Raw genomic sequence first — 24,746 nt, forward strand, 5'->3', positions numbered from 1 at the left:
ACCCATGACGACGCGTACCCGTATCCTGACCGGCATCACCACCACCGGCACCCCGCACCTGGGCAACTATGCCGGCGCCATCCGTCCGGCGATCCTCGCCAGCCGCGACAGCAACGCCGATTCGTTCTACTTCCTGGCCGACTACCACGCCCTGATCAAGTGCGATGACCCGCTGCGTATCCAGCGTTCGCGCCTGGAGATCGCCGCCACTTGGCTGGCCGGCGGCCTGGACGTCGACCGCGTGACATTCTATCGCCAGTCCGATATTCCCGAGATCCCGGAACTGACCTGGCTGCTGACCTGCGTCGCGGCCAAGGGCCTGCTCAACCGTGCCCACGCCTACAAGGCCTCGGTGGACAAGAATGTCGAGGCCGGGGAAGACCCGGACGCCGGTGTCACCATGGGCCTCTACAGCTACCCGATCCTCATGGCCGCCGACATCCTGATGTTCAATGCCCACAAGGTCCCGGTCGGTCGCGACCAGATCCAGCACGTGGAAATGGCCCGTGACATCGGCCAGCGCTTCAATCACCTGTTCGGCCAGGGCAAGGAGTTCTTCACCATGCCCGAGGCGCTGATCGAGGAAAGCGTCGCCACGCTGCCGGGCCTCGATGGCCGCAAGATGTCCAAGAGCTACGACAACACCATCCCGTTGTTCAGCAGCGCCAAAGACATGAAGGACGCGATCTCGCGGATCGTCACCGACTCCCGTGCCCCGGGCGAAGCCAAGGATCCGGACAATTCGCACCTGTTCACCCTGTTCCAGGCCTTCGCCACTGCCGAACAGTCCGCCGAGTTCCGCAGCGAACTGCTGCAAGGCCTGGGTTGGGGCGAAGCCAAGAACCGCCTGTTCCAGTTGCTCGACAATGAGCTGGGTGAAGCGCGCGAGCGTTATCACCAGTTCATCGAACGCCCGTCGGACCTTGAAGACATCCTGCAACTGGGCGCGAGCAAGGCCCGGGCCGTGGCAACGCCGTTCCTCAACGAACTGCGCGAGGCGGTTGGCCTGCGTTCGTTCGTCAGCCAGGTCCAGGTGGCAACCCAGGCCAAAAAGAAAGCGGCCAAGGCGGCACGTTTCGTCAGCTTCCGCGAGGATGACGGCAGTTTCCGTTTCCGCCTGCTTTCTGCCGATGGCGAACAACTGTTGCTCTCGAACAATTTTGCCGACGGCAAGACCGCAGGGCAGGTGACCAAGCAATTGCAATCCGGCCAATCCTTGGACGTACGCAGCGACGACCTGGGTTTCAGCGTCTGGCTCGACGGTGAGTGCGTGGCGAACAGCCCGGCCTTCGCCGACAGCGTCGCCCGGGATGCGGCCATCGATGCGCTGCGCGTTGCCCTGACGCCTGCCCAGGACTGATCGCGGCGCGTCATCCGACCATCGGCCCGAATAAGGGCCGATTGCCATTCCTCTGGGCCATCGCTACAGTGACGGCCCGTTTTTGTTGCCTTGCTAACGAATATGACGCCCCTAGAACGATATCAAGCTGATCTGAAACGCCCGGAATTCTTCCACGACGCAGCCCAGGAAACGGCGGTGCGGCATTTGCAGCGCCTGTACGATGACCTGGTCGCGGCCTCGAACAACAAGCCGGGCCTGTTGGGCAAACTGTTCGGCAAAAAAGACCAGGCACCGGTCAAGGGCCTGTATTTCTGGGGCGGCGTGGGCCGTGGCAAGACCTACCTGGTGGACACCTTCTTCGAAGCGCTGCCGTTCAAGGAAAAGACACGCACGCACTTCCACCGCTTCATGAAGCGCGTGCACGAGGAAATGAAGACCCTGGGGGGCGAGAAAAACCCGCTGACCATCATCGCCAAGCGTTTTTCCGACGAGACCCGGGTGATCTGCTTCGATGAGTTCTTCGTTTCCGACATCACCGATGCCATGATCCTGGGCACCTTGATGGAAGAGCTGTTCAAGAATGGCGTGACCCTGGTCGCCACCTCGAACATCGTGCCCGACGGCCTGTACAAGGACGGCCTGCAGCGGGCGCGGTTCCTGCCGGCCATCGCGCTGATCAAGGAACACACCGAAATCGTCAACGTCGACAGTGGCGTCGACTACCGCCTGCGTCACCTCGAACAAGCGGAGTTGTTCCACTTTCCGTTGGATGCCGCCGCCGAAGAAAGCCTGCGCAAGAGCTTCCGCGCCCTGACGCCGGAATGCACCCAGGCGGTGGAAAACGATGTGCTGATCATCGAAAACCGCGAGATCCGCGCCATCCGCACCTGTGACGACGTGGCCTGGTTCGACTTCCGCGAACTGTGCGACGGCCCGCGCAGCCAGAACGACTACATCGAACTGGGCAAGATCTTCCACGCCGTGTTGCTCAGCGGCGTCGAGCAGATGAGCGTCACCACCGACGACATCGCCCGTCGCTTCATCAACATGGTTGATGAGTTCTACGACCGTAACGTCAAGCTGATCATTTCGGCCGAAGTCGAACTCAAGGACCTCTACACCGGCGGTCGCCTGACCTTCGAATTCCAGCGGACCTTGAGTCGTTTGCTGGAGATGCAATCCCACGAATTCCTGTCGCGAGCGCATAAGCCGTAGGGCGATTCGGAAAGCAAAGAAGGCCTGCGTTCGCAGGCCTTTTTTGTACGCTCGAATCAGCCGTTCACTGCAAAACCCTGTGGGAGCGAGCTTGCTCGCGATGGCGTCTTGGTCAGTCAACATCAGTGCTGCTGAACCACCGCCATCGCGAGCAAGCTAGCTCCCACATGGGATTGCATTCAGCTCTGGTTCACGCCGCCTGTTGAAACTGCTGCCGATACTGGTTCGGCGACAGGTCGGTATGTTGCCGGAACAACCGTGCGAAAAAGCTCGCATCGTCGTAGCCGACTTCGTAGCTGATGGTCTTGATGCTCTTGCGGCTGCCGGAGAGCAGGCCCTTGGCGGTTTCGATCCGCAGTCGTTGCAGGTAATGCAGCGGCTTGTCGCCCGTGGCGGTCTGGAAGCGGCGCATGAAATTGCGGATGCTCATGCCATGCTCCCGGGCAACATCCTCGAAGCGGAATTTATCGGCGAAGTGCTCTTCGAGCCATTGCTGGATCTGCAGGATGATCACGTCCTGGTGCAGTTTCTGCCCGCCAAAGCCGATCCGTCCCGGCGAATAGCTGCGTTGCACTTCATACAGGATGTCCCGCGCCACGGCCTGGGCCACGTTGGCGCCGCAGAAGCGTTCAATGAGGTAAATGTAGAGGTCGCAGGCTGAGGTCGCGCCGCCGGCGCAAAACAGGTTGTCGGCGTCGGTCAGGTGCTTGTCCTGGTTCAGGTGCACCTGGGGGAAGCGCTCCTTGAAGGCATTGAAGAAGCGCCAGTAGGTGGTCGCTTCCTTGCCGTCGAGCAGGCCGGCTTCGGCCAGCCAGAACACCCCGGTGGCTTCGCCGCAGAGTACCGCGCCGCGAGCGTGTTGTTCGCGCAGCCAGGGCAGGACCTGGGGGTAGCGTTGGCAGAGGCTGGCGAAATCATCCCAGAAGGCCGGCAGGATGATGATGTCGGTGTTTTCCAGGCCACCGTCCACCGGCATGATCACATCGCTGAAGCTGTTCACCGGTTTGCCATCGGGGCTGACCAGCCGGGTTTCAAACGCCGGCGTCAGACCGTGGCCCAGTTGTTTGCCATAGCGCAGGCTGGCCAGGTGGAAAAAATCCTTGGCTTGCATGAGGGTGAAGGCGAAGACCCGGTCGATTGCCAGGATGCTGACGCGCCGCAAGGGCGTGGAGGCGTGCATAGACATAATTCATCTTTATTTTTATAGGGGGAAGTGGTCACCAGACGGCTGGATCGTCTTATTTTTTGTCGGATGTGTCCAGTGTCCTGTGGTACACCGCAGGCTTAGGCTCTGTGGGATAACCATGTCCGACAATAACCAAAGGTGAGTCATGATCCCAAGAACACTGTTCAGTCCCGAGCACGAATTGTTTCGCGACAGCGTACGAACCTTCCTCGAAAAAGAAGCGGTGCCGTACCACAGCCAGTGGGAAAAACAGGGGCATGTCGATCGCCAGCTCTGGAACAAGGCGGGGGAGGCGGGCATGTTGTGCTCGCACCTTCCAGAGGCTTATGGCGGACTGGACGCGGACTTCCTCTACAGCACGGTAGTGATCGAGGAAATCGGCCGCCTGGGGCTGACGGGGATCGGTTTCTCGCTGCATTCCGACATCGTCGCGCCGTACATCCTGCATTACGGCAGTGAGGCGCTGAAACACAAGTACCTGCCGAAACTGGTGTCCGGCGAAATGGTCACGGCCATCGCCATGACCGAACCGGGCGCCGGTTCCGACCTGCAAGGGGTGAAGACCACGGCGGTGCTGGACGGTGACGAATACGTCATCAACGGCTCCAAGACCTTCATCACCAATGGTTTCCTGGCGGACCTGGTGATTGTGGTCGCCAAGACCGATCCCAAGGCTGGCGCCAAGGGCACCAGCCTGTTCCTGGTGGAGGCGGGCACGCCGGGCTTCGAAAAGGGCAAGCGCCTGGAAAAAGTCGGAATGAAGGCCCAGGACACGTCGGAATTGTTCTTCCAGGATGTCCGCGTGCCGAAGGACAACCTGCTCGGACAGGCCGGAATGGGCTTTGCCTACCTGATGCAAGAGCTCCCCCAGGAGCGCCTGACCGTCGCCATCGGCGGCCTGGCTTCGGCCGAAGCGGCGCTGCAATGGACCCTGGACTACACCCGCGAGCGCAAGGCGTTTGGCAAAACCATCGCCGACTTCCAGAACACCCGTTTCAAGCTTGCGGAAATGGCTACCGAAATCCAGATTGGCCGGGTCTTCGTCGACCGTTGCCTGGAATTGCACCTGCAAGGCAAGCTGGACGTGCCGACGGCGGCGATGGCCAAGTACTGGGGCACCGACCTGCAATGCAAGGTGCTCGACGAGTGCGTGCAGTTGCATGGCGGCTACGGCTTCATGTGGGAATACCCGATTGCCCGGGCATGGGCGGATGCGCGAGTGCAGCGGATCTATGCCGGGACCAATGAAATCATGAAGGAGATCATTGCGCGGTCGCTTTGATGCGGTGGTGAGCCTGGGTCCGCTATCGCGAGCAGGCTCGCCCCCACATGGGGTTCCTGTGTTGCTGCAGAAATCCTGTGGGAGCGAGCTTGCTCGCGATGGGGCCTATGAATCAATCAAGGCGCCGGGTTCGGCTGATCCTTGTGAATTGCCTCAATCCCCGCCAGCACTTCGTCCGACAGCTTCAGGTCGAAGCTTTCGATGTTGCTGTCCAGTTGCTCCAGCGTGGTGGCGCCAATGATGTTGCTGGTCACGAACGGCTGTTGGGTGACGAACGCCAGGGCCATCTGTGCCGGGTCCAGGCCGTGCTCGCGGGCCAATGCGACATAACGGCTGCACGCCGCTTCCGATTGCGGGTTGAAGTAGCGGCTGAAGCGGCTATAGAGGCTCAGGCGGCCTTTAGGTGGGCGCGCGCCACCTTCGTATTTGCCCGACAGGAAGCCGAACGCCAGGGGCGAATAAGCCAGCAGGCCGCATTGTTCGCGGATGGCGATTTCCGCCAGGCCGACCTCGAAGCTGCGGTTGAGCAGGTTGTACGGGTTCTGGATCGACACCGCCCGCGGCCAGCCACGGGCTTCGGCCAGGGCCAGGAACTTCATGGTGCCCCACGGTGTTTCGTTGGACAGGCCGATGTGGCGGATCTTGCCGGCCCGGACCTGCTCGTCCAGGGCTTCGAGGGTGTCCTCCAGCGGCGTGAACGTTTCGTCGGCCTTGTGCTGGTAGCCCAGTTGACCGAAGAAGTTGGTGCTGCGCTCCGGCCAGTGCAGCTGGTAAAGATCGATCCAGTCGGTCTGCAGGCGCTTGAGGCTGGCGTCCACGGCTTGGACGATGTGCTGGCGGTTGTGCTTGAGGTGCTTGTCGCGGATGTAGTCGATGGTGTTGCCGGGACCGGCGATCTTGCTCGCCAGGATCCAGTCGGCACGGTCGCCGCGGCTTTTGAAGTAATTGCCGATGTAGCGCTCGGTGGTGGCGTAGGTCTCGGCCTTGGGGGGCACCGGGTACATCTCGGCGGTGTCCATGAAATTGATGCCGGCACCCTTGGCGCGTTCGATCTGGGCGAAGGCCTCGGCCTCGCTGTTCTGCTCACCCCAGGTCATGGTGCCGAGGCACAGGGCACTCACGTTCAGATCGGTACGGCCTAGCTGGCGATAGTCCATCGGGAACTCCTTGGGCAAAACAATCATAAAAGCAGGTTGAAATATTTTTCGCAATCTGCATAATTGCGCACCTCTTTCTGCAGTGGAAGTGATGCGCCGCCGCCGAAGAATCTTGCCGTTGAACGGACGCGCCGACCCGAGCCCCCGAAAGCGTCTGTATCCGGCTGCCTTTGACTTGTCAAAGTACGCACTATTCAGTAAGATCCGCCGTCTAATTTACAGGGCGGCCCCTGAGGCTATAAAGAATGAAAACTTTTACTGCTAAACCGGAAACAGTAAAGCGCGACTGGTTTGTCGTCGACGCTGCTGGTCAGACCCTGGGTCGTCTGGCCACCGAAATCGCGAGCCGTCTGCGTGGCAAGCACAAGCCTGAGTACACCCCTCACGTTGACACCGGTGACTACATCGTCGTGATCAACGCTGAGCAAGTACGTGTTACTGGCGCTAAAACCACTGACAAAATGTACTACTCCCACTCCGGTTTTCCTGGCGGCATCAAGTCGATCAACTTTGAAAAGCTGATCGCCAAAGCCCCTGAGCGCGTGATCGAGACCGCGGTTAAAGGCATGCTGCCTAAGAACCCACTGGGTCGCGACATGTATCGTAAGCTGAAGGTTTATGCGGGCGCTGCTCACCCTCATACTGCTCAGCAGCCCCAAGAACTGAAGTTTTAACGGAATAGTTCATTATGTCGGCGACTCAAAATTACGGCACTGGCCGTCGCAAGACTGCAACCGCACGCGTTTTCCTGCGTCCGGGCACTGGTAACATCTCCATCAACAACCGCTCCCTGGATAACTTCTTCGGCCGCGAAACTGCCCGCATGGTAGTTCGTCAGCCGCTGGAACTGACCGAGACCGTCGAAAAATTCGACATCTACGTCACTGTTATCGGTGGTGGTGTAAGTGGTCAAGCTGGCGCAATCCGCCACGGCATCACTCGCGCCCTGATGGATTACGACGAGACTCTGCGTGGTGCTCTGCGCAAAGCCGGCTTCGTAACTCGCGATGCTCGCGAAGTTGAACGTAAGAAAGTCGGTCTGCGTAAAGCGCGTAAGCGTCCGCAGTACTCGAAGCGTTAATTCCGCTTCCGCTTTCAAAAGGCGCCCAGTTCCTCACGGAGCTGGGCGTTTTTTTTATGGGCAAAAGAATTGCTCTGTGACAACTTGCCACATTCGTAGAGCCCCTATACTACAAGGCCTGGCGGTTTGGCCGCTTGGTAATTACCTTGTCAGAATTGGGGCTTTTCATTACCATTCGGCAAAATTTTTATAAGTTCAGATTTTTACTTAGTAGACGCCTGATCTAACAGGCCACAAAGCTGATGGGAGAGGACTGAATGAGCAATGACGGCGTGAATGCAGGCCGGCGTCGCTTCCTGGTAGCAGCCACATCCGTGGTGGGTGCTGCAGGAGCGGTGGGGGCTGCGGTCCCGTTCGTGGGGTCATGGTTTCCCAGCGCCAAGGCGAAAGCCGCAGGTGCACCGGTGAAAGTGAATGTCAGCAAGATCGAGCCAGGCCAGCAGATGATTGCTGAGTGGCGCGGCCAGCCGGTGTTCATCGTCCGCCGTACAGAGGAAATCCTGGGGAATCTGAAAAAGATCGAGGGTCAGTTGTCCGACCCGTCCTCCAAGAACTCCACGCAACCGACTTATGTCGACCCGCAGACGCGTTCGATCAAGCCAGAGGTCCTGCTGCTGATCGGGATCTGTACGCACCTGGGTTGCTCGCCAACGTTCCGCCCCGAAGTGGCGCCTGCCGACCTGGGCAAGGACTGGGTCGGTGGTTATTTCTGCCCTTGCCACGGCTCCCACTACGACCTGGCCGGTCGCGTCTACAAGTCGCAGCCTGCACCTCTGAACCTGCCAGTTCCCCCGCATTCCTATGAGACCGATGACATCATTGTCGTTGGCGTCGATACGGAGAAAGCGTGATGAGCAAATTCATGGATTGGGTTGATGCGCGCTTTCCCGCGACCAAAATGTGGGAAGACCATCTCAGCAAGTACTACGCTCCGAAAAACTTCAACTTCTTCTACTTCTTTGGCTCCCTGGCACTGCTCGTTCTGGTCAACCAGATCGTCACCGGTGTCTGGCTGACCATGAGCTACACCCCGTCGGCGGAAGAAGCGTTCGCCTCCGTCGAATACATCATGCGCGACGTCGAGTACGGCTCGATCCTGCGTCTGCTGCACTCCACCGGCGCTTCGGCGTTCTTCATCGTGGTCTACCTGCACATGTTCCGTGGCCTGCTCTACGGTTCGTACCAGAAGCCTCGCGAGCTGGTGTGGGTCTTCGGCATGCTGATCTACCTGGCGCTGATGGCCGAGGCCTTCATGGGCTACCTGCTGCCGTGGGGCCAGATGTCCTACTGGGGTGCCCAGGTGATCATCTCGCTGTTCGGTGCGATCCCGGTCATCGGTGACGACCTGACCCAGTGGATCCGTGGTGACTACCTGATCTCGGGCATCACCCTGAACCGCTTCTTCGCCCTGCACGTGGTCGCCCTGCCAATCGTGATCCTTGGCCTGGTGGTGCTGCACATCCTCGCGCTGCACGAAGTCGGCTCGAACAACCCGGATGGCGTGGACATCAAGAAACACAAGGACGAGAACGGCGTACCGCTGGATGGCATCGCCTTCCATCCGTACTACACCGTGAAAGACATCGTCGGCGTGGTGGTCTTCCTGTTCATCTTCTGCTCCATCGTGTTCTTCTTCCCTGAAATGGGCGGTTACTTCCTCGAGAAGCCGAACTTCGAGCAGGCGAACGCGTTCAAGACCCCTGAGCACATTGCCCCGGTCTGGTACTTCACGCCGTTCTACGCGATCCTGCGGGCGATCCCGGACAAGCTGTTGGGCGTAATCGCCATGGGCGCGGCCATCGCCGTGCTGTTCGTCCTGCCATGGCTGGACCGCAGCCCCGTCAAGTCGATGCGCTACAAAGGCTGGCTGAGCAAGATCTGGCTCGTGGTGTTCTGCATCTCGTTCGTGATCCTGGGCGTGCTGGGCGTACTGGCTCCGACACCGGAACGCACGCTGCTGTCGCAGGTTTGCACCTTCCTGTACTTCGCCTACTTCATTCTGATGCCGTTCTACACCAGGCTCGAGAAGACCAAACCGGTTCCGGAAAGGGTGACTGGCTGATGAAAAAGCTATTTGCTGTACTGATTCTTGCTGCTATGCCTGTACTGTCCTTCGCGGCTGAACACGGTGGTCCGGAGCTGGAAAAAGTCGACATCGACGTTTCCGACAAAGCGGCCATGCAGGACGGCGCACGTACGTTCGCCAACTACTGCATGGGTTGCCACAGTGCCAAGTTCCAGCGCTATGAACGCGTTGCCGATGACCTGGGCATCCCCCATGAGCTGATGCTCGAGAAGCTTGTGTTCACTGGTGCCAAGCTGGGCGATCACATGACCATCGGCATGCAGCCTGCGGACGCCAAGACCTGGTTCGGCGCCGCGCCGCCGGACCTGACCCTGGTGGCCCGTGTGCGTGGCACCGACTGGCTTTACGGTTACCTGCGTTCGTTCTACGAAGATCCTGCACGTCCTTGGGGCGTGAACAACAAGGTCTTCCCGAACGTCGGCATGCCTAACGTTCTGGTCGGCCTCCAGGGTCGCCAGGTGGTAGGCTGCAAACAGGTTCAGATCGTTGAAGACGGCAAAAAGCAATTCGATCCGCTGACAGGCTCCGCTTTGACCCATGAAGCCTGCGACCAGCTGACCGTATTGCCGAACACCGGCAGCCTGACCCCGGAGCAGTTCGATGAGAAGGTCAAGAACCTGGTGACCTTCCTGGCCTACTCGGCCAACCCGGTGAAGCTGGAGCATCAGCGCATCGGTACCTATGTATTGCTGTACCTGGCGTTCTTCTTCGTATTCGCTTACCTGCTCAAGCGTGAATACTGGAAAGACGTGCATTGATAAAGCTGTAAGCCATTGCTGTTAATCGTGCGCGCCCAAGGGCGTCTCTAGACATGTAACGAGCCTGGCCCGCCAGGCGTTACGGGAGACGCCCTCTGGGCGCGCTCGTTTTTCCGTTTTTCGATAATTTCAACAAGCGAGGAGGATCGCCATGGGCGTGACCAATCGGTTGGCCTGTTACTCCGACCCCGCCGACCACTATTCCCACCGGGTACGCATCGTACTGGCAGAGAAGGGTGTCAGCGCCGAGATCATTTACGTCGAAGCGGGTCGTCAGCCGCCGAAGCTGATCGAAGTGAACCCTTACGGCAGCCTGCCCACACTGGTCGATCGTGACCTGGCGTTGTGGGAGTCGACTGTGGTGATGGAATACCTGGATGAGCGTTATCCGCATCCACCCTTGCTGCCGGTTTATCCTGTCGCGCGTGCCAACAGCCGTTTGCTGATCCATCGCATCCAGCGTGACTGGTGCGGGTTGGTGGATCTGATCCTGGATTCCCGGACCAAGGAACCGGCGCGGGTCGTGGCGCGCAAGGAGTTGCGTGAAAGCCTGACGGGCGTATCGCCGCTGTTCGTCGACAAGCCGTTTTTCCTCAGTGAGGAACAAAGTCTGGTGGATTGCTGCCTATTGCCCATACTCTGGCGTTTGCCGATTCTGGGTATCGAACTGCCGCGGCCTGCCAAGCCGCTGCTTGATTATATGGAGCGCCAATTTGCGCGTGAGGCATTCCAGGCGAGTCTGTCTGGTGTCGAACGCGACATGCGCTAAGGCTTAGGGAGCCGCTATGAACTCCAGTCGACCTTATCTGGTCCGCGCGCTCTACGAGTGGATTGTGGACAATGATTGCACCCCGCACATGCTCGTCAATGCCGAGTTTCCATCGGTGCAGGTGCCGCAGGGTTTTGCCAATGATGGGCAGATTGTCCTGAACGTGTCGCCAGCCGCTGTGCGTCACCTGCACATGGATAATGATGCCGTCAGTTTTGAAGGGCGCTTCGGTGGTGTGCCACACACCCTGTACGTGCCAGTTGCTGCGATTCTGGGGATTTATGCCCGGGAGAATGGCCAGGGCATGGTGTTTGAGCTGGAAGCGCCGCTGGACGGTGAAGAAGAGTTCGAGCCGGATGATGACCTGCCACCGCCGGATGACGAGCCGCCGCGTCCTAGCGGTAGGCCTAGTCTCAAGGTGGTGAAGTAGCGGAGCAGGTGATCTGTTCGCTGTTCGCTGAGGAAAATGCCTGTGTCGTGAGATGTGGGCATTTTTTTTGGGGCTGCATTTATTGGTGGATTGGTGTGTATATCCGTTGCTGCGGTAACGGCTACTGGCGGTTCCGCTCTTGCAGCGGGTCACTTTTGGAAGAGCGCCAAAAGTAACCAAAAGCGCTTTGCCCCACCACTCGGTGCCTCGCCTAGGCTCGGCATGCCCGAACGAAGGCATTGCTCCGTGGGCCGCCGCGAAGGGCCATCCATGGCCCAGCGCGGCTATCCCGGCATCCATGCCGGGATGCCCACTGCGCAATGCCTGCGTTCGGCCAGCGTGGTTAACGGGGCGCCCAGATCAAAAGCAAAGCAAAGCAAAAGCGAGGCGGCCTGACAGCCGGCCTGTCTCCTCCAGCCGTGCCGATCCCATTTGTGGGAGCGAGCTTGCTCGCGATAGCGTCAGGTCAGCAGCATCGATGTTGGCTGATACACCGCAATCGCGAGCAAGCTCGCTCCCACAGTTGATTGGGGTGCAGCCAGAGAGGCGGGTCGGCTATAAGGCCGCCTCGCTTTTGCTTTTGATCTTGATCTGGGCGCCCCGACCAAATAAAAAAACGGCGCTCCTCTGTATGAGTGAGCGCCGTTTTTTCCAGCCACATGCAGCCTCAAGAGCCGCGAGTCGCCTCAGTCGATGTATTCAAACAACTTGACGATTTTCTGCACGCCGGACACACCCTGCACCAGGTTGGTCGCCTGGGCGGCTTCCTGCTTGGTCAGCAGGCCCAGCAGGTAGACGATGCCATTCTCGGTCACAACCTTGATGCGCGAGCCAGGGATGCTGGCATCGGTGAGCATCTGGGTCTTGATCTTGGTGGTCAGCCAGGCGTCATTCTGGCGCGCCAGCAGGGAGGAGGGTTGCAGGACCTGCAGTTCGTTATGCACGGTCTTGACCCGCTGCACAGCGCTGGCTTCCTGCTCGGCCTTGGCCTTGAGGTCGGCGCGTGGGGTCTGGCCGGCCAGCAAGACGACACCGTTGAAGCTGGTGACGACGATGTGCGAGTTGTTGTCCAGGTCCGGGTCGGCCTTGGCAATGTTCACGCCGACCTTGGTTTCGATCAGGGAGTCGTCGATCTTGCTGCCGAAGGTGCGGGTGCCACGGTCGTCTTCAATCGGCTTTTCCCGGCTGGCGTTAACCACCGATGTGCAGCCGCTGATGCCGAGGCACAGGGTCAAGGCCAGAAGGCCTAGGCGATTAGGGGTCATTCTTCACTCCCGAACAGTTGGCTGTCGATCAAGTCGCAAAGGCAGTGGATCGCCAGCAGGTGGACTTCCTGGATACGTGCGGTGACATTGGCCGGTACGCGGATCTCGACGTCTTCGGGCAATAGCAGCGATGCCATGCCGCCGCCGTCACGACCGGTCAATGCTACGACAATCATTTCGCGATCATGTGCGGCCTGGATCGCTTGAATAATATTGGCCGAGTTGCCGCTGGTGGAAATCGCCAGCAGCACATCGCCAGGTTGGCCCAGGGCGCGGATCTGTTTGGAGAAGACTTCGTTGTAGCTGTAGTCGTTGGCGATCGAGGTGATCGTCGAGCTGTCGGTGGTCAGGGCGATCGCCGGCAGGCTCGGGCGTTCGCGCTCGAAGCGGTTGAGCAGCTCCGACGAGAAATGCTGGGCGTCACCGGCCGAGCCGCCATTGCCGCACGAAAGCATTTTGCCCTCGTTGAGCAAGGCGTTGACCATCACTTGGCTGGCTTGCTCGATGTGCGGTGCAAGTACGTCCATCGCCTGTTGCTTGGTGTCGATACTGGCCTGAAAAAGCTGGCGAATTCGCGATTGCATGTCCATCTGTGTGACCTTAAGTAGCGCGGCTTATGGGCACAAACATGTGCGGCGCGCAAAGCAAAGAGCAAAAAAGTTAGGTGAAGGTGTCCGGCTCGGCATGGGCGCTCAACTGTCGAAGGCGTTCTGCAGCCAGTTCAACTGGGCGGCGTTGCTGTCGATGGCAACCACGTCGAAGCGGCAGGGATAATCGGCCCAGCGAGACTCGCGTTGCAGGAAATACTGCGCGGCGAACACCAGCTTCTGGCGCTTGCGCTCGTCAATGCTGTCGAGCGCGCCACCCCATTGGGTATTTTTTCTGTAGCGGACTTCGACGAATACTACTGTATCGCCGTCAAGCATGACCAGATCAAGCTCGCCGCGTTTGCACAACCAGTTCTGCGCCACCAGCCGCAGGCCGTGTTGCTGGAGATGCGCGAGGGCCTGGCCCTCGGCATCCCGTCCGCTTTGCTGGCGTGACCGGTCAGGCATCAGCGCTGGGTGTCCGGCAGGCGCTGCACCTGGCCGTTGACGAACTCGGCCCAAGGCAATTGACGCTGTACGCGCTGGTTGGGCGACACGGCCAGGCTGCCCGACAAACCTTCGATGCGGCTGTCCGGCAACGTCTTGAGCTGACCCAGGCGCGGTGCCAGGCGATAGGCATCCGCGCCCATCGCGTACAACCGACCCAGGCTGCCACCCGCCTGGGGCCACTGCGCGGTGACCTGCTTGCGCAGCGGGTCATTGGCGTCGAGCAGCCACGGGGTTTCGCAGAAGCGGATGCCGCTCATGTCGTTGTACTGGTTCTGGTCGCCGCTGGCGCTGAACACCGAAGACGTCGCGTAGACCGGCACGTCGCCGGCGTATTGGAAGTTCAGGGTTGGCTTGATCTGCTGGGCCTGCTGCGGTGTCGAGGCCAGGAAGATGAACTCGATATCCTGGCGACGGGACGGCTGCGCCGCGACTGTGGTGCCCACGGTGCTTTGCAGGCTCTTGGCGCGGCCTTCGCTCTGGCGCAACTGGAACATGTCGGCGATCTGCTGGGCCAGTTGGACCGGCTGGTCGACCCGTTCGATCGCGACGATGGTGCCGCCGTTGGCCTGCCAGTCCTGGCTGAAGGCTTTCAGTACACGATCGCCCCATTCGCCCTTCGGTACCATGGCGGCGGCGCGGTGCAGGCCATCGGCGCGGGCGCGACGGGACACTTCGCGAGCTTCATCCTCGGGTGCCAGGCCGAACTGGAACAGTTGCGGTGGCCCTTGCTCGCCTTCGCTGTAGTTCAGCGCCAGGGTAGTGATTGGCAATTGGGGGCGGGTGCTGATCTGCTTGACCAGGGGTTTTTCCAGCGGGCCGATGACCAGTTGCACGCCGTCGGCCTGGGCCTTGCGATAGAACTCGTCCATGGAGGTCAGGCTGGCGCTGTCATAGAACTGGATGCTGGGCGGCGTCTGCCCGGCCTGCTGGGCCTGGTAGTGCGCGGCCATGAAACCCTCGCGCAAGGCCTTGGCAACCGCTGCCAGCTGGCCACTTTGTGGCAGCAGCAGGGCGATCTTGCTCAGTGGCTGGCTGGCCAGTTCCTTGAGCTTGACCAGGGGCGTCGGCAGTTGCAGGGCGGCGGGGTGCTTCGGGTTCTGTTCGCGCCAGTGGTCGATGGCCGCCTGCTGCTGTTCCAGGGTGCCGGCGGTCTTGACGGCCTGGGCCAGGCTCAACCAGCCGCCGAGGTCGTCGTTGGAGGCGGGCTGCAACTGGTCGGTGGGCAGCGAGGCGATCAGCGACCAGATGGCTTCGTGGTTCTTCGCCACGGCATCGTCCTTCAGCAAGGGGGCGATGAAGATGCGCTCCTTGGCGGCGGCCAGGGTCTGGCCGTCGGCTTCGAGGGCGCGGGCGCGGACGGTGCCGGTGCGGACCTGCTGCTCCACGGGCATTTCGCTCAGGTGTTGCAGGCTTGGGTGGCTCAGGGCGGTGAGCGCTGCCTTGGGCTGATTGCGGGTCATGGCCAATTCCGCCGACAGCGTGCTGGCGAAAATCTGCTGGCCGGGCTTGAGTTGTTCCATTGGCACTTGTTGCAGGATCTGTGCGGACTGTCCGGCATTGCCCTGGCGATAGGCCAGGTCTGCGGCGCTCAGGCGCAGCAGGGCGGCTTTTTCCGGGGTTTTGCTTTGGGTGGCCTGTTCGAGCAACTGCTCGATACTGGCATCCGGGGTCCGTGGAAGTTCGCCAAGGCTGGACGAGGGCGAGCTGGCGCAGGCCGCCAGGAGGGCAGCGAGGCAGAGGGCGGAGAGCAGCCGCAGGCAAGCGATCATGTAAGTGTTCCCGATACGAGATCAAATTAGCGTCGAATTGTACCCAAGCACTGGCCGGGGCGCGATGTTACTGGTGTGAATCGATCAATTTAGGTATTTCAAAGAGTGCGGCATGCCACAAAAGACGCTACTCACTCAGGCGGCGGCACTAAACCTGTGGCGAGGGGATTTATCCCCGCTGGGCCGCGCAGCGGCCCCAAGACCTTCCGCCTCGGTGTGTCAGGCTGAATGGTTTCCAGTCTTTTTTGGGGCTGCTGCGCAGCCCAGCGGGGATAAATCCCCTCGCCACAATGGCTGAAGTGAACAGCCGAGACCGGCTGCACACGCTACAATGGCGGTTTTTACGATCATGAGGTGCGCGTTTTGACTGCTCCAGGTGCTTTGAATTCCGCTGCCGGCTCGCTTTATGTGGTGGCGACGCCCATCGGCAACCTGGACGATATCAGTGCCCGGGCGCTGAAAATCCTGCGGGAGGTTGCGTTGATCGCGGCTGAAGACACGCGTCACTCCCAGCGCCTGCTGCAACATTTCGGCATTTCCACGCCGTTGGCGGCCTGTCATGAACACAATGAGCGGGACGAAGGCAGTCGTTTCATTACCCGGCTGTTGGCCGGCGATAACATCGCGCTGATTTCCGATGCCGGTACCCCGTTGATTTCCGACCCCGGCTATCATCTGGTGCGCCAGGCCCGGGCGGCGGGTATCAGCGTGGTACCGGTGCCGGGGGCTTGCGCGTTGATCGCGGCGCTGTCGGCAGCAGGCCTGCCGTCGGACCGTTTCATCTTCGAGGGTTTCCTGCCGGCCAAGGCGGTGGGGCGGCGGGCGCGCCTGGAAGCTATAAAGGAAGAGCCGCGCACGCTGATCTTCTATGAGGCGCCGCACCGCATTCTGGAATGCCTGCAGGACATGGAGCTGGTGTTCGGTGCCGAGCGCCAGGCGTTGCTGGCCCGGGAGTTGACCAAGACCTTTGAAACCCTCAAGGGGCTACCGTTGACCGAGTTGCGCGCCTTTGTGGAAAACGACAGCAACCAGCAACGCGGCGAGTGCGTCGTGCTGGTGGCGGGCTGGACGCCGCCGCAAAGCGAGGACGCCGTCAGCGGCGAGGCGATGCGCGTCCTGAACCTGCTGCTCGAGGAAATGCCCCTCAAGCGCGCCGCGACCCTTGCGGCGCAGATCACTGGCGAGCGCAAGAATGTGCTGTATCAGGTCGCACTGGAAAAACAGAAAGACCAGTGAAACCGGGACACGGTGCTGGCCAGGGGCTTTTAGCGCTTGTTCTTCAAGCGCTCTACCGTTAACCTTCGCGGCGGAGAGTCGATCGGACAGTCGCTGCCCTCTATGAGAATTAGGGGGGGGAGGAAAGTCCGGGCTCCATAGGGCGAAGTGCCAGGTAATGCCTGGGAGGCGTGAGCCTACGGAAAGTGCCACAGAAAATAACCGCCTAAGCGTTTCGGCGCCGGTAAGGGTGAAAAGGTGCGGTAAGAGCGCACCGCACGGCTGGCAACAGTTCGTGGCTAGGTAAACCCCACTTGGAGCAAGACCAAATAGGGTCCCAAGGCGTGGCCCGCGCTGGGACCGGGTAGGTTGCTAAAGATGTCCAGTGATGGCCATCGTAGACGAATGACTGTTCAAGACAGAACCCGGCTTACAGATCGACTCTCCACCTTTTCCCTTCCTGCCGGAATCACTGGCAGACGCAATTACTAATACCAAAAAAATCTTACTCTTAACAAATCACTTTAACTTGTGCGCGCAGTCCCCTGTGCTGCTTCAGGTTGGGGCGAATTTTCCTACGTCAGATTCTTGTTACCCCTCCTGAAACGCTCCTAAATCTCCGATCTATAAGGCTTTTCCTTCATTACGCGCCTTGACGGTGCGGTGGGCGCATTCCTATAGTGTGCGCAAGTGGCGGAAAGTGGCATGAAGTGGGTTTTTTTGAAGGTAAAACGCCAAAAAGTGGAGAAACGCTGACGTGTTTCGCGGAGCTAACGCTATCAGTCTCGATGCAAAAGGCCGGCTCGCCATGCCCAGCCGGTATCGTGACGAGCTCGTTTCGCGAAGTTCGGGGCAGTTAATCGTCACGATCGACGCTGTTGATCCATGTTTGTGTGTTTACCCTCTGGATGAGTGGGAAATCATCGAAACCAAACTGCGCGCACTGCCTTCGCTGCGTGAAGAAAACCGCCGTCTGCAACGCTTGCTGATCGGTAATGCCGTCGACCTCGAGCTCGATGGCAGTGGTCGTTTCCTGGTGCCTCCGCGCCTGCGCGAGTACGCCAAGCTGGACAAGCGCGCGATGCTGGTGGGCCAACTGAACAAGTTCCAACTGTGGGACGAAGATGCCTGGAATGCGGTTTCTGCCGCTGACCTCGCTGCTATTCAACAACCGGGCGCCATGCCTGACGAACTGCGTGATTTGATCCTGTGACTATTGATAGCGGCTTTAACCACATCACCGTACTGCTTGACGAAGCCGTCGAGGCTCTCGCCGTACGTCCTGATGGCTGCTATCTGGACGGCACGTTCGGGCGTGGCGGGCACAGCCGGTTGATTCTCAGCCAGCTCGGTCCGGACGGCCGGTTGCTGGGGTTCGACAAGGATCCTCAAGCGATTGCCACCGGGCAAGCGCTGGCGGCCGAAGACGGCCGCTTTGTCGTTGTGCAGCGCAGCTTTGCCGAGCTGGGCGCGGAAGTCGCCGAGCGTGGCCTGGCCGGCAAGGTCAGTGGCGTGCTGCTCGACCTGGGCGTGTCGTCGCCACAACTGGACGACCCGGAGCGCGGTTTCAGTTTCCTCAATGACGGCCCGCTGGACATGCGCATGGACCCGTCCCGCGGGATCAGCGCCGCCGAATTCGTCAACACCGCCCCGGTGGAAGAAATCGCCCGTGTCTTCAAGGAATACGGCGAAGAGCGTTTCTCCGGGCGCATGGCCCGCGCCGTGGTCGAGCGCCGCGACATCAAGCCTTTCGAGCGCACCGGCGACCTGGCCGAGGTGTTGAAAGTGGCCAACCCGGCCTGGGAAAAGGGCAAGAACCCGGCGACCCGGGCCTTCCAGGGCTTGCGCATCCACGTCAATAACGAACTGGGCGATCTGCAAGTGGGTCTCGAAGCGGCGCTCGAGGCGCTGGAGATCGGCGGTCGTCTGGTGGTGATCAGCTTCCATTCCCTGGAAGACCGCATCGTCAAGCTGTTCATGCGCAAGCTCACCAAGGGGGAAGCCGATAACCTGCCGCGCAACCTGCCGGTGCGTTTCGAAGCCTTCGTGCCGAAAATCAAGATCCATGGCAAAGCGCAGTTCGCTTCCGAAGCCGAACTCAAGGCCAACCCACGTTCCCGTAGCGCCGTCATGCGCGTCGCGGAGAAGTTGCGGTGAGCAAGCTCTTCGCCAAGCCCCTGCCCGGCGGCAGCTTTTTCATGCTGCTGCTGTTCATCGGCGTGCTCGTGTCGGCCATCGCCGTGTCCTATAGCGCGCACTGGAACCGGCAGTTGCTCAATACCCTTTATAACGAACTCAGCGTGCGCGACAAGGCGCAGGCCGAGTGGGGTCGGTTGATCCTGGAACAGAGCACCTGGACCGCCCACAGCCGTATCGAAGTCCTGGCCACCGAACAGTTGAAAATGCGCATTCCCGGCGCCGCCGAAGTGCAGATGGTGGCGCCATGATGAAACTCGAAGGGGCGCTGTTCCCGTGGCGGTTTCGTCTGGTTCTGGGCTTGCTCGGGATCATGGTGGCGGCGATTTCGTGGCGCATCATCGACCTGCAGGTCGTCGACCGTGACTTCCTCAAGGGGCAGGGCGATGCCCGCAGTGTGCGGCATATTCCGATCCCGGCTCACCGTGGCCTGATCACCGACCGCAATGGCGAACCCCTGGCCGTGAGTACCCCGGTGACCACCTTGTGGGCCAACGCCAAGGAAATGCAGCTGGCCAAGGAAAAATGGCCGGCCTTGGCCGCCGCCCTCGGGCAGGACCCCAAGGCCCTGGCCGAGCGCCTCGAAGCCCAGGCCAACAAGGAATTCATTTACCTGGTGCGCGGCTTGACCCCCGAGCAGGGCCAGAGCGTGCTCGACTTGAAAGTACCCGGTGTCTACGGCATCGAAGAGTTCCGGCGTTTCTACCCGGCTGGTGAAGTCACGGCCCACATGGTCGGGTTTACCGACATCGATGACCGGGGCCGGGAAGGTGTCGAACTGGCCTATGACGAATGGCTCGCCGGGGTCGCCGGCAAGCGACAGGTCATCAAGGACCGGCGCGGCCGGCTGATCAAGGATGTCCAAGTCACCAAAAACGCCAAGGCCGGCAAGCCCTTGGCGTTGTCCATTGACTTGCGCCTGCAATACCTGGCCAACCGCGAGCTGCGCAATGCCATCGTCGAGAACGGTGCCAAGGCTGGCAGCCTGGTGATCATGGACGTGAAGACCGGCGAGATACTGGCGATGGTCAACCAGCCGACCTACAACCCGAACAACCGTCGCAACCTGCAGCCGGCGATGATGCGCAACCGCGCGATGATCGACGTGTTCGAGCCGGGTTCGACCATGAAGGCCGTGTCCATGGCCGCCGCCCTGGAAACCGGGCGCTGGAAGCCGAGCGACACCGTCGAGGTGTACCCGGGCACCCTGCAGATCGGCAAGTACACCATCCGCGACGTGTCCAAGACCGAAGGTCCGGTGCTCGACCTGACCGGCATCCTGATCAACTCCAGTAACGTTGGCATGAGCAAGATCGCCTTCGATATCGGCGGCGAAACGATCTATCGCCTGGCCCAGAAAATCGGCCTTGGCCAGGACACCGGCCTGGGCTTCCCGGGCGAGCGTGTCGGCAACCTGCCGAACTACCGTGACTGGCGCAAGGCTGAAACCGCCACGTTGTCCTACGGCTACGGTGTTTCCGTGACCGCGATCCAGTTGGTCCATGCGTTTTCCGCGCTGGCGAACAACGGGCGCATGGCTCCGCTGACCCTGATCAAGACCGACAAGGCGCCGCAGACCACCCAGGTGATCCCGGAAAATGTCGCCAAGACCATGCAGGGCATGCTGCAGCAGGTGATCGAGGCGCCGCGTGGTGTCTATCGCGCCCAGGTACCGGCCTACCATGTGGCGGGCAAATCGGGTACGGCCCGTAAGACCTCCGTGGGCACCAAAGGCTACGCCGAGAATTCCTACCGTTCGCTGTTTGCCGGCTTCGGCCCGATGAGCGACCCGCGCTACGCCATCGTCGTGGTCATCGACGAACCGAGCAAGGCGGGCTACTTCGGTGGCCTGGTCTCGGCGCCGGTGTTCAGCAAAGTGATGTCCGGCACCCTGCGCCTGATGAACATTACCCCGGATAACCTGCCGCCGACCCAGCAGGCCAATACCGCACCGGTCGTTCCCTTGAAAGCCGAAGGAGGGCGTGGCTGATGTCCCTGAGCCTGAACAAGATTTTCGCCCACGCCGGTCACGATCTGCTGATTCGTGAGTTGGCCCTGGACAGCCGCAATGTACGTGCCGGGGACTTGTTCCTGGCGGTGCCGGGCGCCCGTGTCGATGGTCGCGACCATATCGCCGACGCCCTGAAGCGTGGTGCGGCTGCCGTGGCTTATGAAGTGCGAGGCGCCACCGTGCTGCCGATCACTGACGTGCCCTTGATTCCGGTCAAGGACCTGGCGGCGCAGCTGTCGGACATCGCCGGACGTTTTTATGGCGACCCGAGCCGTCACCTGAACCTGGTGGGCGTGACGGGCACCAACGGCAAGACCAGCGTGACCCAGCTGGTGGCCCAGGCGTTGGACCTGCTCGGCCAGCATTGCGGCATTGTCGGCACCTTGGGCAACGGTTTTCATGGCGCACTGGAGAGCGGCCTGCACACCACGCCGAACCCGATTGCCGTGCAAGCGACCCTGGCGGACCTGAAGAAGGCCGGCGCCAAGGCTGTTACGATGGAAGTCTCGTCCCATGGCCTGGACCAGGGCCGGGTGACGGCGCTGGCATTCGATGTGGCGGTGCTGACCAACCTGTCCCGGGACCACCTGGATTACCACGGCACCATGCAGGCCTACGGTGAAGCCAAGGCCAAGCTGTTTGCCTGGAATGATTTGAAATGCCGGGTCATCAACCTCGATGACGAGTTCGGTCGGCAACTGGCCGCCGACAAGCGCGAGTCCCGGTTGATCACCTATAGCCTGGAAGATACCAGCGCCTACCTTTATATACGTCAGGCCCAGTTCAATGACGAAGGCGTACGCGCCACGCTGGTCACGCCCCAGGGCGAGCACCACTTGCGCAGCACTTTGCTCGGCCGCTTCAACCTGAGCAACGTATTGGCGGCCATCGGCGCCTTGCTCGGCCTGGACTACGCGCTGGACGAAATTCTCAAGGTGTTGCCAAAGCTGGAAGGGCCCGCCGGGCGCATGCAGCGCCTGGGCGGTGGGGCGCAACCGTTGGTGGTGGTCGATTATGCCCATACCCCCGACGCGTTGGAAAAAGTCCTCACGGCCCTGCGTCCTCATGCCAAGGGCAAGTTGCTGTGCCTGTTCGGCTGCGGTGGCGATCGCGATCGCGGCAAGCGCCCATTGATGGCCGAAGTCGTGGAGCGGCTGGCAGACGGTGTGCTGGTCACCGACGACAACCCGCGCAGCGAAGACCCACTGCGAATTTTCGACGACATCCGCGCCGGTTTTACCGCTGTGGATAAGGTCACCTTCGTCGCCGGTCGCGGCCAGGCCATCGCCCAGTTGATCGCCAGCGCCTCGGCGGACGATGTCATCGTCCTGGCAGGCAAGGGCCACGAGGACTATCAGGAAATCAACGGCGAACGCCATGCATTCTCCGATCTGGTGGAAGCCGATCACGCCCTGACCGCGTGGGAGGTGGCCCATGCTTAAGGCCCTGAAACTCAGCGAACTGACCAACGCCCTGAATGCGCGCCTCATCGCCGCGGACGCCAGTTTCGACGGCGTCAGCATCGACAGCCGGGCGATCGCACCGGGGCAATTGTTCGTCGCCCTGGCCGGGCCGCGTTTCGATGGCCACGATTACTTGAACGAGGTCGCGGGCAAAGGTGCGGTCGCGGCCCTGGTCGAGCGGGAGGTGAGCAACAGCACGTTGCCGCAATTGCTCGTCAACGACACTCGCCAGGCCCTGGGCCAGCTCGGTGCGCTGAACCGTGCGGCGTATGACAACCCGGTCGCCGCCATCACCGGCTCCAGCGGCAAGACCACGGTCAAGGAAATGCTTGCCAGCATCCTGCGCACCCGCGGTCCGGTGCTGGCGACCCGTGGCAACCTGAACAACGACCTCGGCGTGCCGCTGACCTTGCTGGAGCTGGCGCCGGAACACAGCGCTGCCGTCATCGAGCTGGGGGCTTCGCGGCTCGGCGAGATTGCCTACACCGTGGCCATGACCAAGCCTCACGTGGCGGTGCTCAACAACGCCGGTACCGCCCACGTCGGCGAGTTCGGCGGCCCGGAAAAAATCGTCGAGGCCAAGGGCGAGATTATCGAGGGGCTGGATGCCAATGGCGTCGCCGTGCTGAATCTCGATGACAAGGCTTTTGAAATCTGGAAGACCCGTGCGGGCGAGCGCAAGGTGCTGACCTTTGCTCTGAGCAACCTCGCCGCGAATTTCTACGCCAGCGACCTGGACCGTGATGCCCGCGGTTGCCCGGCCTTCAACCTGCACAGCCCCGACGGCGCCGAGCGGGTCCAGTTGAACCTGCTGGGCACCCATAACGTCGCCAACGCCCTGGCCGCGGCGGCTGCCGCCCACGCCCTGGGCGTGTCGCTGCCGGGCATCGTCGCCGGGCTGAACGCCGTGCAGCCGGTCAAGGGGCGCTCCGTCGCGCAACTGGCCACTAACGGCATGCGCGTCATCGACGACACCTACAACGCCAACCCTTCGTCCGTGTGCGCGGCCGTCGACATCCTCGCCGGTTTTTCCGGCCGCACCGTGCTGGTGCTGGGGGATATCGGTGAACTGGGCGAATGGGCGCAACAGGGGCATCACGATGTGGGTGCCTATGCACGCGGCAAGGTCGATGCGCTGTATGCGGTCGGTCCGATGATGGCCCATGCGGTCGCCGCGTTTGGCGAACACGCGCGGCATTTCACCACTCAAGCCGAACTGATCCAGGCCCTGGGCGCCGAGCAGGACCCGAACACCACCTTATTGATCAAGGGCTCACGCAGCGCAGCGATGGAAAACATCGTCGCGGCACTGTGCGGCGCCTCCACGGAGAAACATTAATGCTGCTGCTGCTAGCGGAGTACCTGCAACAGTTCTACAAAGGCTTCGCGGTCTTCCAGTACCTGACCCTGCGCGGGATCCTGGGTGTGCTGACCGCGTTGTCGTTGTCGCTGTTCCTGGGCCCGTGGATGATCCGTACTCTGCAGAACCTGCAGATCGGCCAGTCGGTCCGTAACGACGGTCCGCAATCGCACCTGTCAAAATCCGGCACCCCGACCATGGGTGGCGCGTTGATCCTGTCGTCCATCGGCATCAGCACCTTGCTCTGGGCCGACCTGGCGAACCGCTACGTCTGGGTCGTGCTGCTGGTGACCCTGTTCTTCGGCGCCATCGGCTGGGTCGACGACTACCGCAAGGTGATCGAGAAGAACTCCCGCGGGCTGCCAAGTCGCTGGAAGTATTTCTGGCAGTCGGTGTTCGGCCTCGGCGCGGCGATCTTCCTTTATATGACCGCCGCCTCGCCGGTGGAGACCACCCTGATCCTGCCGATGCTCAAGGACTACAGCATTCCGCTGGGCGCCGGTTTCATCGTGCTGACCTACCTGGTCATCGTTGGCTCGAGCAACGCGGTCAACCTCACCGACGGCCTCGACGGCCTGGCGATCATGCCGACGGTCATGGTCGGCGGCGCGCTGGGGATCTTCTGCTACCTGTCGGGCAACGTGAAGTTCGCCGAATACCTGCTGATCCCTTATGTGCCGGGGGCGGGCGAGCTGATCGTATTCTGCGGCGCACTGATCGGTGCCGGCCTGGGCTTTTTGTGGTTCAACACCTACCCGGCGCAAGTCTTCATGGGCGACGTCGGCGCACTGGCGCTGGGCGCGGCCCTGGGCACCATCGCTGTCATCGTTCGCCAGGAAATCGTCCTGTTCATCATGGGCGGCGTGTTCGTGATGGAGACCCTGTCAGTCGTCATTCAGGTTGCTTCCTTTAAATTGACCGGCCGCCGCGTATTCCGCATGGCGCCGATCCACCACCACTTTGAACTCAAGGGCTGGCCCGAGCCGCGTGTGATCGTCCGTTTCTGGATCATCACCGTGATCCTGGTGCTGATCGGCCTTGCCACCCTGAAGCTGAGGTAGAAC

At 61.1% G+C, this 24,746-nt stretch carries 24 protein-coding genes and 1 other RNA gene; 19 read left to right on the top strand and 6 right to left on the bottom strand.

The features are described 5' to 3' along the window. The first annotated feature begins 4 nt into the window (after nucleotides 1-4). Both BLQ55_RS00850 and zapE read left to right on the top strand, forming a co-directional pair. Nucleotides 5-1,360 (top strand): tryptophan--tRNA ligase, encoded by a 1,356-nt coding sequence (locus tag BLQ55_RS00850; RefSeq protein WP_092204152.1) that lies wholly within the window; start codon nucleotides 5-7, stop codon nucleotides 1,358-1,360. Between the two features lie 102 nt (nucleotides 1,361-1,462). Then, a complete protein-coding gene (gene zapE / locus BLQ55_RS00855) occupies nucleotides 1,463-2,557 on the top strand; it encodes a cell division protein ZapE (RefSeq protein WP_072409535.1) in 1,095 nt (364 codons plus the stop codon). Between the two features lie 190 nt (nucleotides 2,558-2,747). On the opposite strand, the gene BLQ55_RS00860 is transcribed toward zapE, so the two are convergent. Then, nucleotides 2,748-3,644 carry a GlxA family transcriptional regulator gene (locus tag BLQ55_RS00860; protein ID WP_170847632.1) on the bottom strand — a complete coding sequence of 299 codons (897 nt, stop codon included), beginning with the start codon at nucleotides 3,642-3,644 and terminating at the stop codon, nucleotides 2,748-2,750. A 244-nt stretch (nucleotides 3,645-3,888) separates the two neighbouring features. Here BLQ55_RS00860 and BLQ55_RS00865 point away from each other — a divergent pair, with 244 nt between their 5' ends. Further along, a complete protein-coding gene (locus BLQ55_RS00865; RefSeq protein WP_060740744.1) occupies nucleotides 3,889-5,025 on the top strand; it encodes an acyl-CoA dehydrogenase family protein in 1,137 nt (378 codons plus the stop codon). 116 nt (nucleotides 5,026-5,141) lie between these two features. Here the strand turns inward: BLQ55_RS00865 and BLQ55_RS00870 are convergent, their stop codons facing one another. After that, nucleotides 5,142-6,182, bottom strand: a complete 1,041-nt coding sequence (locus BLQ55_RS00870) for an NADP(H)-dependent aldo-keto reductase (RefSeq protein WP_092204150.1) — start codon at nucleotides 6,180-6,182, stop codon at nucleotides 5,142-5,144. Between the two features lie 245 nt (nucleotides 6,183-6,427). Between BLQ55_RS00870 and rplM the strand changes: the two genes are divergently transcribed. The 7 genes from rplM (at nucleotide 6,428) to BLQ55_RS00905 (ending at nucleotide 11,306) form a co-directional block, all read left to right on the top strand. Continuing rightward, a complete protein-coding gene (gene rplM / locus BLQ55_RS00875; protein ID WP_003205365.1) occupies nucleotides 6,428-6,856 on the top strand; it encodes a 50S ribosomal protein L13 in 429 nt (142 codons plus the stop codon). 14 nt (nucleotides 6,857-6,870) lie between these two features. Continuing rightward, nucleotides 6,871-7,263 carry a 30S ribosomal protein S9 gene (gene rpsI, locus BLQ55_RS00880; RefSeq protein WP_003205364.1) on the top strand — a complete coding sequence of 131 codons (393 nt, stop codon included), beginning with the start codon at nucleotides 6,871-6,873 and terminating at the stop codon, nucleotides 7,261-7,263. A 257-nt stretch (nucleotides 7,264-7,520) separates the two neighbouring features. Further along, the gene (gene petA, locus BLQ55_RS00885; protein ID WP_060740746.1) at nucleotides 7,521-8,114 is read left to right on the top strand and encodes a ubiquinol-cytochrome c reductase iron-sulfur subunit; all 594 of its coding nucleotides are present in this window, start codon (nucleotides 7,521-7,523) and stop codon (nucleotides 8,112-8,114) included. Beyond that, on the top strand, nucleotides 8,114-9,325 hold the full coding sequence (locus tag BLQ55_RS00890) for a cytochrome b (RefSeq protein ID WP_092204149.1): 1,212 nt from the start codon (nucleotides 8,114-8,116) through the stop codon (nucleotides 9,323-9,325). The genes petA and BLQ55_RS00890 overlap by 1 nt, the downstream gene beginning before the upstream one ends. Continuing rightward, nucleotides 9,325-10,107, top strand: coding sequence for a cytochrome c1 (locus BLQ55_RS00895; protein ID WP_060740747.1), 783 nt, complete (start codon nucleotides 9,325-9,327; stop codon nucleotides 10,105-10,107). The genes BLQ55_RS00890 and BLQ55_RS00895 overlap by 1 nt, the downstream gene beginning before the upstream one ends. 151 nt (nucleotides 10,108-10,258) lie before the next feature. Continuing rightward, on the top strand, nucleotides 10,259-10,876 hold the full coding sequence (locus BLQ55_RS00900; RefSeq protein ID WP_003178195.1) for a glutathione S-transferase N-terminal domain-containing protein: 618 nt from the start codon (nucleotides 10,259-10,261) through the stop codon (nucleotides 10,874-10,876). Between the two features lie 16 nt (nucleotides 10,877-10,892). Then, the gene (locus tag BLQ55_RS00905; protein WP_053124982.1) at nucleotides 10,893-11,306 is read left to right on the top strand and encodes a ClpXP protease specificity-enhancing factor; all 414 of its coding nucleotides are present in this window, start codon (nucleotides 10,893-10,895) and stop codon (nucleotides 11,304-11,306) included. Between the two features lie 686 nt (nucleotides 11,307-11,992). Here the strand turns inward: BLQ55_RS00905 and BLQ55_RS00910 are convergent. The 4 genes from BLQ55_RS00910 to BLQ55_RS00925 form a co-directional block, all read right to left on the bottom strand. Continuing rightward, nucleotides 11,993-12,571 (bottom strand): BON domain-containing protein, encoded by a 579-nt coding sequence (locus BLQ55_RS00910; protein WP_030139689.1) that lies wholly within the window; start codon nucleotides 12,569-12,571, stop codon nucleotides 11,993-11,995. Then, on the bottom strand, nucleotides 12,568-13,161 hold the full coding sequence (locus BLQ55_RS00915) for a phosphoheptose isomerase (RefSeq protein WP_007928463.1): 594 nt from the start codon (nucleotides 13,159-13,161) through the stop codon (nucleotides 12,568-12,570). The genes BLQ55_RS00910 and BLQ55_RS00915 overlap by 4 nt, the downstream gene beginning before the upstream one ends. A gap of 102 nt (nucleotides 13,162-13,263) precedes the next feature. After that, nucleotides 13,264-13,626 (bottom strand): YraN family protein, encoded by a 363-nt coding sequence (locus BLQ55_RS00920; protein WP_060740748.1) that lies wholly within the window; start codon nucleotides 13,624-13,626, stop codon nucleotides 13,264-13,266. After that, complete coding sequence (locus tag BLQ55_RS00925; RefSeq protein ID WP_092251858.1) at nucleotides 13,626-15,437, bottom strand: penicillin-binding protein activator; 1,812 nt, start codon at nucleotides 15,435-15,437, stop codon at nucleotides 13,626-13,628. Before BLQ55_RS00925 ends, BLQ55_RS00920 begins: the two co-directional genes overlap by 1 nt. 363 nt (nucleotides 15,438-15,800) lie before the next feature. Between BLQ55_RS00925 and rsmI the strand changes: the two genes are divergently transcribed. The 9 genes from rsmI (at nucleotide 15,801) to mraY (ending at nucleotide 24,743) form a co-directional block, all read left to right on the top strand. Beyond that, complete coding sequence (gene rsmI, locus BLQ55_RS00930; RefSeq protein ID WP_092251860.1) at nucleotides 15,801-16,673, top strand: 16S rRNA (cytidine(1402)-2'-O)-methyltransferase; 873 nt, start codon at nucleotides 15,801-15,803, stop codon at nucleotides 16,671-16,673. Between the two features lie 74 nt (nucleotides 16,674-16,747). Further along, nucleotides 16,748-17,101: RNase P RNA component class A (gene rnpB / locus BLQ55_RS00935), an RNA gene on the top strand. 308 nt (nucleotides 17,102-17,409) lie between these two features. Continuing rightward, entirely contained in the window at nucleotides 17,410-17,865 is a 456-nt protein-coding gene (gene mraZ / locus BLQ55_RS00940) for a division/cell wall cluster transcriptional repressor MraZ (RefSeq protein ID WP_003205355.1), read from the top strand. Beyond that, nucleotides 17,862-18,809, top strand: coding sequence for a 16S rRNA (cytosine(1402)-N(4))-methyltransferase RsmH (gene rsmH, locus BLQ55_RS00945; RefSeq protein ID WP_371128508.1), 948 nt, complete (start codon nucleotides 17,862-17,864; stop codon nucleotides 18,807-18,809). The genes mraZ and rsmH overlap by 4 nt, the downstream gene beginning before the upstream one ends. After that, nucleotides 18,806-19,099 carry a cell division protein FtsL gene (gene ftsL, locus BLQ55_RS00950; protein WP_003178214.1) on the top strand — a complete coding sequence of 98 codons (294 nt, stop codon included), beginning with the start codon at nucleotides 18,806-18,808 and terminating at the stop codon, nucleotides 19,097-19,099. The genes rsmH and ftsL overlap by 4 nt, the downstream gene beginning before the upstream one ends. Beyond that, on the top strand, nucleotides 19,099-20,838 hold the full coding sequence (locus tag BLQ55_RS00955; RefSeq protein WP_170842280.1) for a peptidoglycan D,D-transpeptidase FtsI family protein: 1,740 nt from the start codon (nucleotides 19,099-19,101) through the stop codon (nucleotides 20,836-20,838). The genes ftsL and BLQ55_RS00955 overlap by 1 nt, the downstream gene beginning before the upstream one ends. After that, nucleotides 20,838-22,301, top strand: a complete 1,464-nt coding sequence (locus BLQ55_RS00960) for a UDP-N-acetylmuramoyl-L-alanyl-D-glutamate--2,6-diaminopimelate ligase (protein ID WP_092251862.1) — start codon at nucleotides 20,838-20,840, stop codon at nucleotides 22,299-22,301. The genes BLQ55_RS00955 and BLQ55_RS00960 overlap by 1 nt, the downstream gene beginning before the upstream one ends. Further along, on the top strand, nucleotides 22,294-23,661 hold the full coding sequence (gene murF, locus BLQ55_RS00965; protein WP_092251864.1) for a UDP-N-acetylmuramoyl-tripeptide--D-alanyl-D-alanine ligase: 1,368 nt from the start codon (nucleotides 22,294-22,296) through the stop codon (nucleotides 23,659-23,661). Before BLQ55_RS00960 ends, murF begins: the two co-directional genes overlap by 8 nt. After that, nucleotides 23,661-24,743 carry a phospho-N-acetylmuramoyl-pentapeptide-transferase gene (gene mraY / locus BLQ55_RS00970; RefSeq protein WP_042729555.1) on the top strand — a complete coding sequence of 361 codons (1,083 nt, stop codon included), beginning with the start codon at nucleotides 23,661-23,663 and terminating at the stop codon, nucleotides 24,741-24,743. Before murF ends, mraY begins: the two co-directional genes overlap by 1 nt. Nucleotides 24,744-24,746 lie beyond the last annotated feature (3 nt).

It is taken from the genome of Pseudomonas sp. NFACC13-1 (assembly GCF_900104425.1).
GTDB lineage: Bacteria > Pseudomonadota > Gammaproteobacteria > Pseudomonadales > Pseudomonadaceae > Aquipseudomonas > Aquipseudomonas fluorescens_AA.

Bases quoted from the DNA above. Each gene is read 5' to 3' on its own strand.
- BLQ55_RS00850 (WP_092204152.1), top strand. From the start codon at position 5: ATGACGACGCGTACCCGTATCCTGACCGGCATCACCACCACCGGCACC.
- zapE (WP_072409535.1), top strand. From the start codon at position 1,463: ATGACGCCCCTAGAACGATATCAAGCTGATCTGAAACGCCCGGAATTC.
- BLQ55_RS00865 (WP_060740744.1), top strand. From the start codon at position 3,889: ATGATCCCAAGAACACTGTTCAGTCCCGAGCACGAATTGTTTCGCGAC.
- BLQ55_RS00870 (WP_092204150.1), bottom strand. From the start codon at position 6,182: ATGGACTATCGCCAGCTAGGCCGTACCGATCTGAACGTGAGTGCCCTG.
- rplM (WP_003205365.1), top strand. From the start codon at position 6,428: ATGAAAACTTTTACTGCTAAACCGGAAACAGTAAAGCGCGACTGGTTT.
- rpsI (WP_003205364.1), top strand. From the start codon at position 6,871: ATGTCGGCGACTCAAAATTACGGCACTGGCCGTCGCAAGACTGCAACC.
- petA (WP_060740746.1), top strand. From the start codon at position 7,521: ATGAGCAATGACGGCGTGAATGCAGGCCGGCGTCGCTTCCTGGTAGCA.
- BLQ55_RS00890 (WP_092204149.1), top strand. From the start codon at position 8,114: ATGAGCAAATTCATGGATTGGGTTGATGCGCGCTTTCCCGCGACCAAA.
- BLQ55_RS00895 (WP_060740747.1), top strand. From the start codon at position 9,325: ATGAAAAAGCTATTTGCTGTACTGATTCTTGCTGCTATGCCTGTACTG.
- BLQ55_RS00900 (WP_003178195.1), top strand. From the start codon at position 10,259: ATGGGCGTGACCAATCGGTTGGCCTGTTACTCCGACCCCGCCGACCAC.
- BLQ55_RS00905 (WP_053124982.1), top strand. From the start codon at position 10,893: ATGAACTCCAGTCGACCTTATCTGGTCCGCGCGCTCTACGAGTGGATT.
- BLQ55_RS00910 (WP_030139689.1), bottom strand. From the start codon at position 12,571: ATGACCCCTAATCGCCTAGGCCTTCTGGCCTTGACCCTGTGCCTCGGC.
- BLQ55_RS00915 (WP_007928463.1), bottom strand. From the start codon at position 13,161: ATGGACATGCAATCGCGAATTCGCCAGCTTTTTCAGGCCAGTATCGAC.
- BLQ55_RS00920 (WP_060740748.1), bottom strand. From the start codon at position 13,626: ATGCCTGACCGGTCACGCCAGCAAAGCGGACGGGATGCCGAGGGCCAG.
- BLQ55_RS00925 (WP_092251858.1), bottom strand. From the start codon at position 15,437: ATGATCGCTTGCCTGCGGCTGCTCTCCGCCCTCTGCCTCGCTGCCCTC.
- BLQ55_RS00955 (WP_170842280.1), top strand. From the start codon at position 19,099: ATGAAACTCGAAGGGGCGCTGTTCCCGTGGCGGTTTCGTCTGGTTCTG.
- BLQ55_RS00960 (WP_092251862.1), top strand. From the start codon at position 20,838: ATGTCCCTGAGCCTGAACAAGATTTTCGCCCACGCCGGTCACGATCTG.
- murF (WP_092251864.1), top strand. From the start codon at position 22,294: ATGCTTAAGGCCCTGAAACTCAGCGAACTGACCAACGCCCTGAATGCG.
- mraY (WP_042729555.1), top strand. From the start codon at position 23,661: ATGCTGCTGCTGCTAGCGGAGTACCTGCAACAGTTCTACAAAGGCTTC.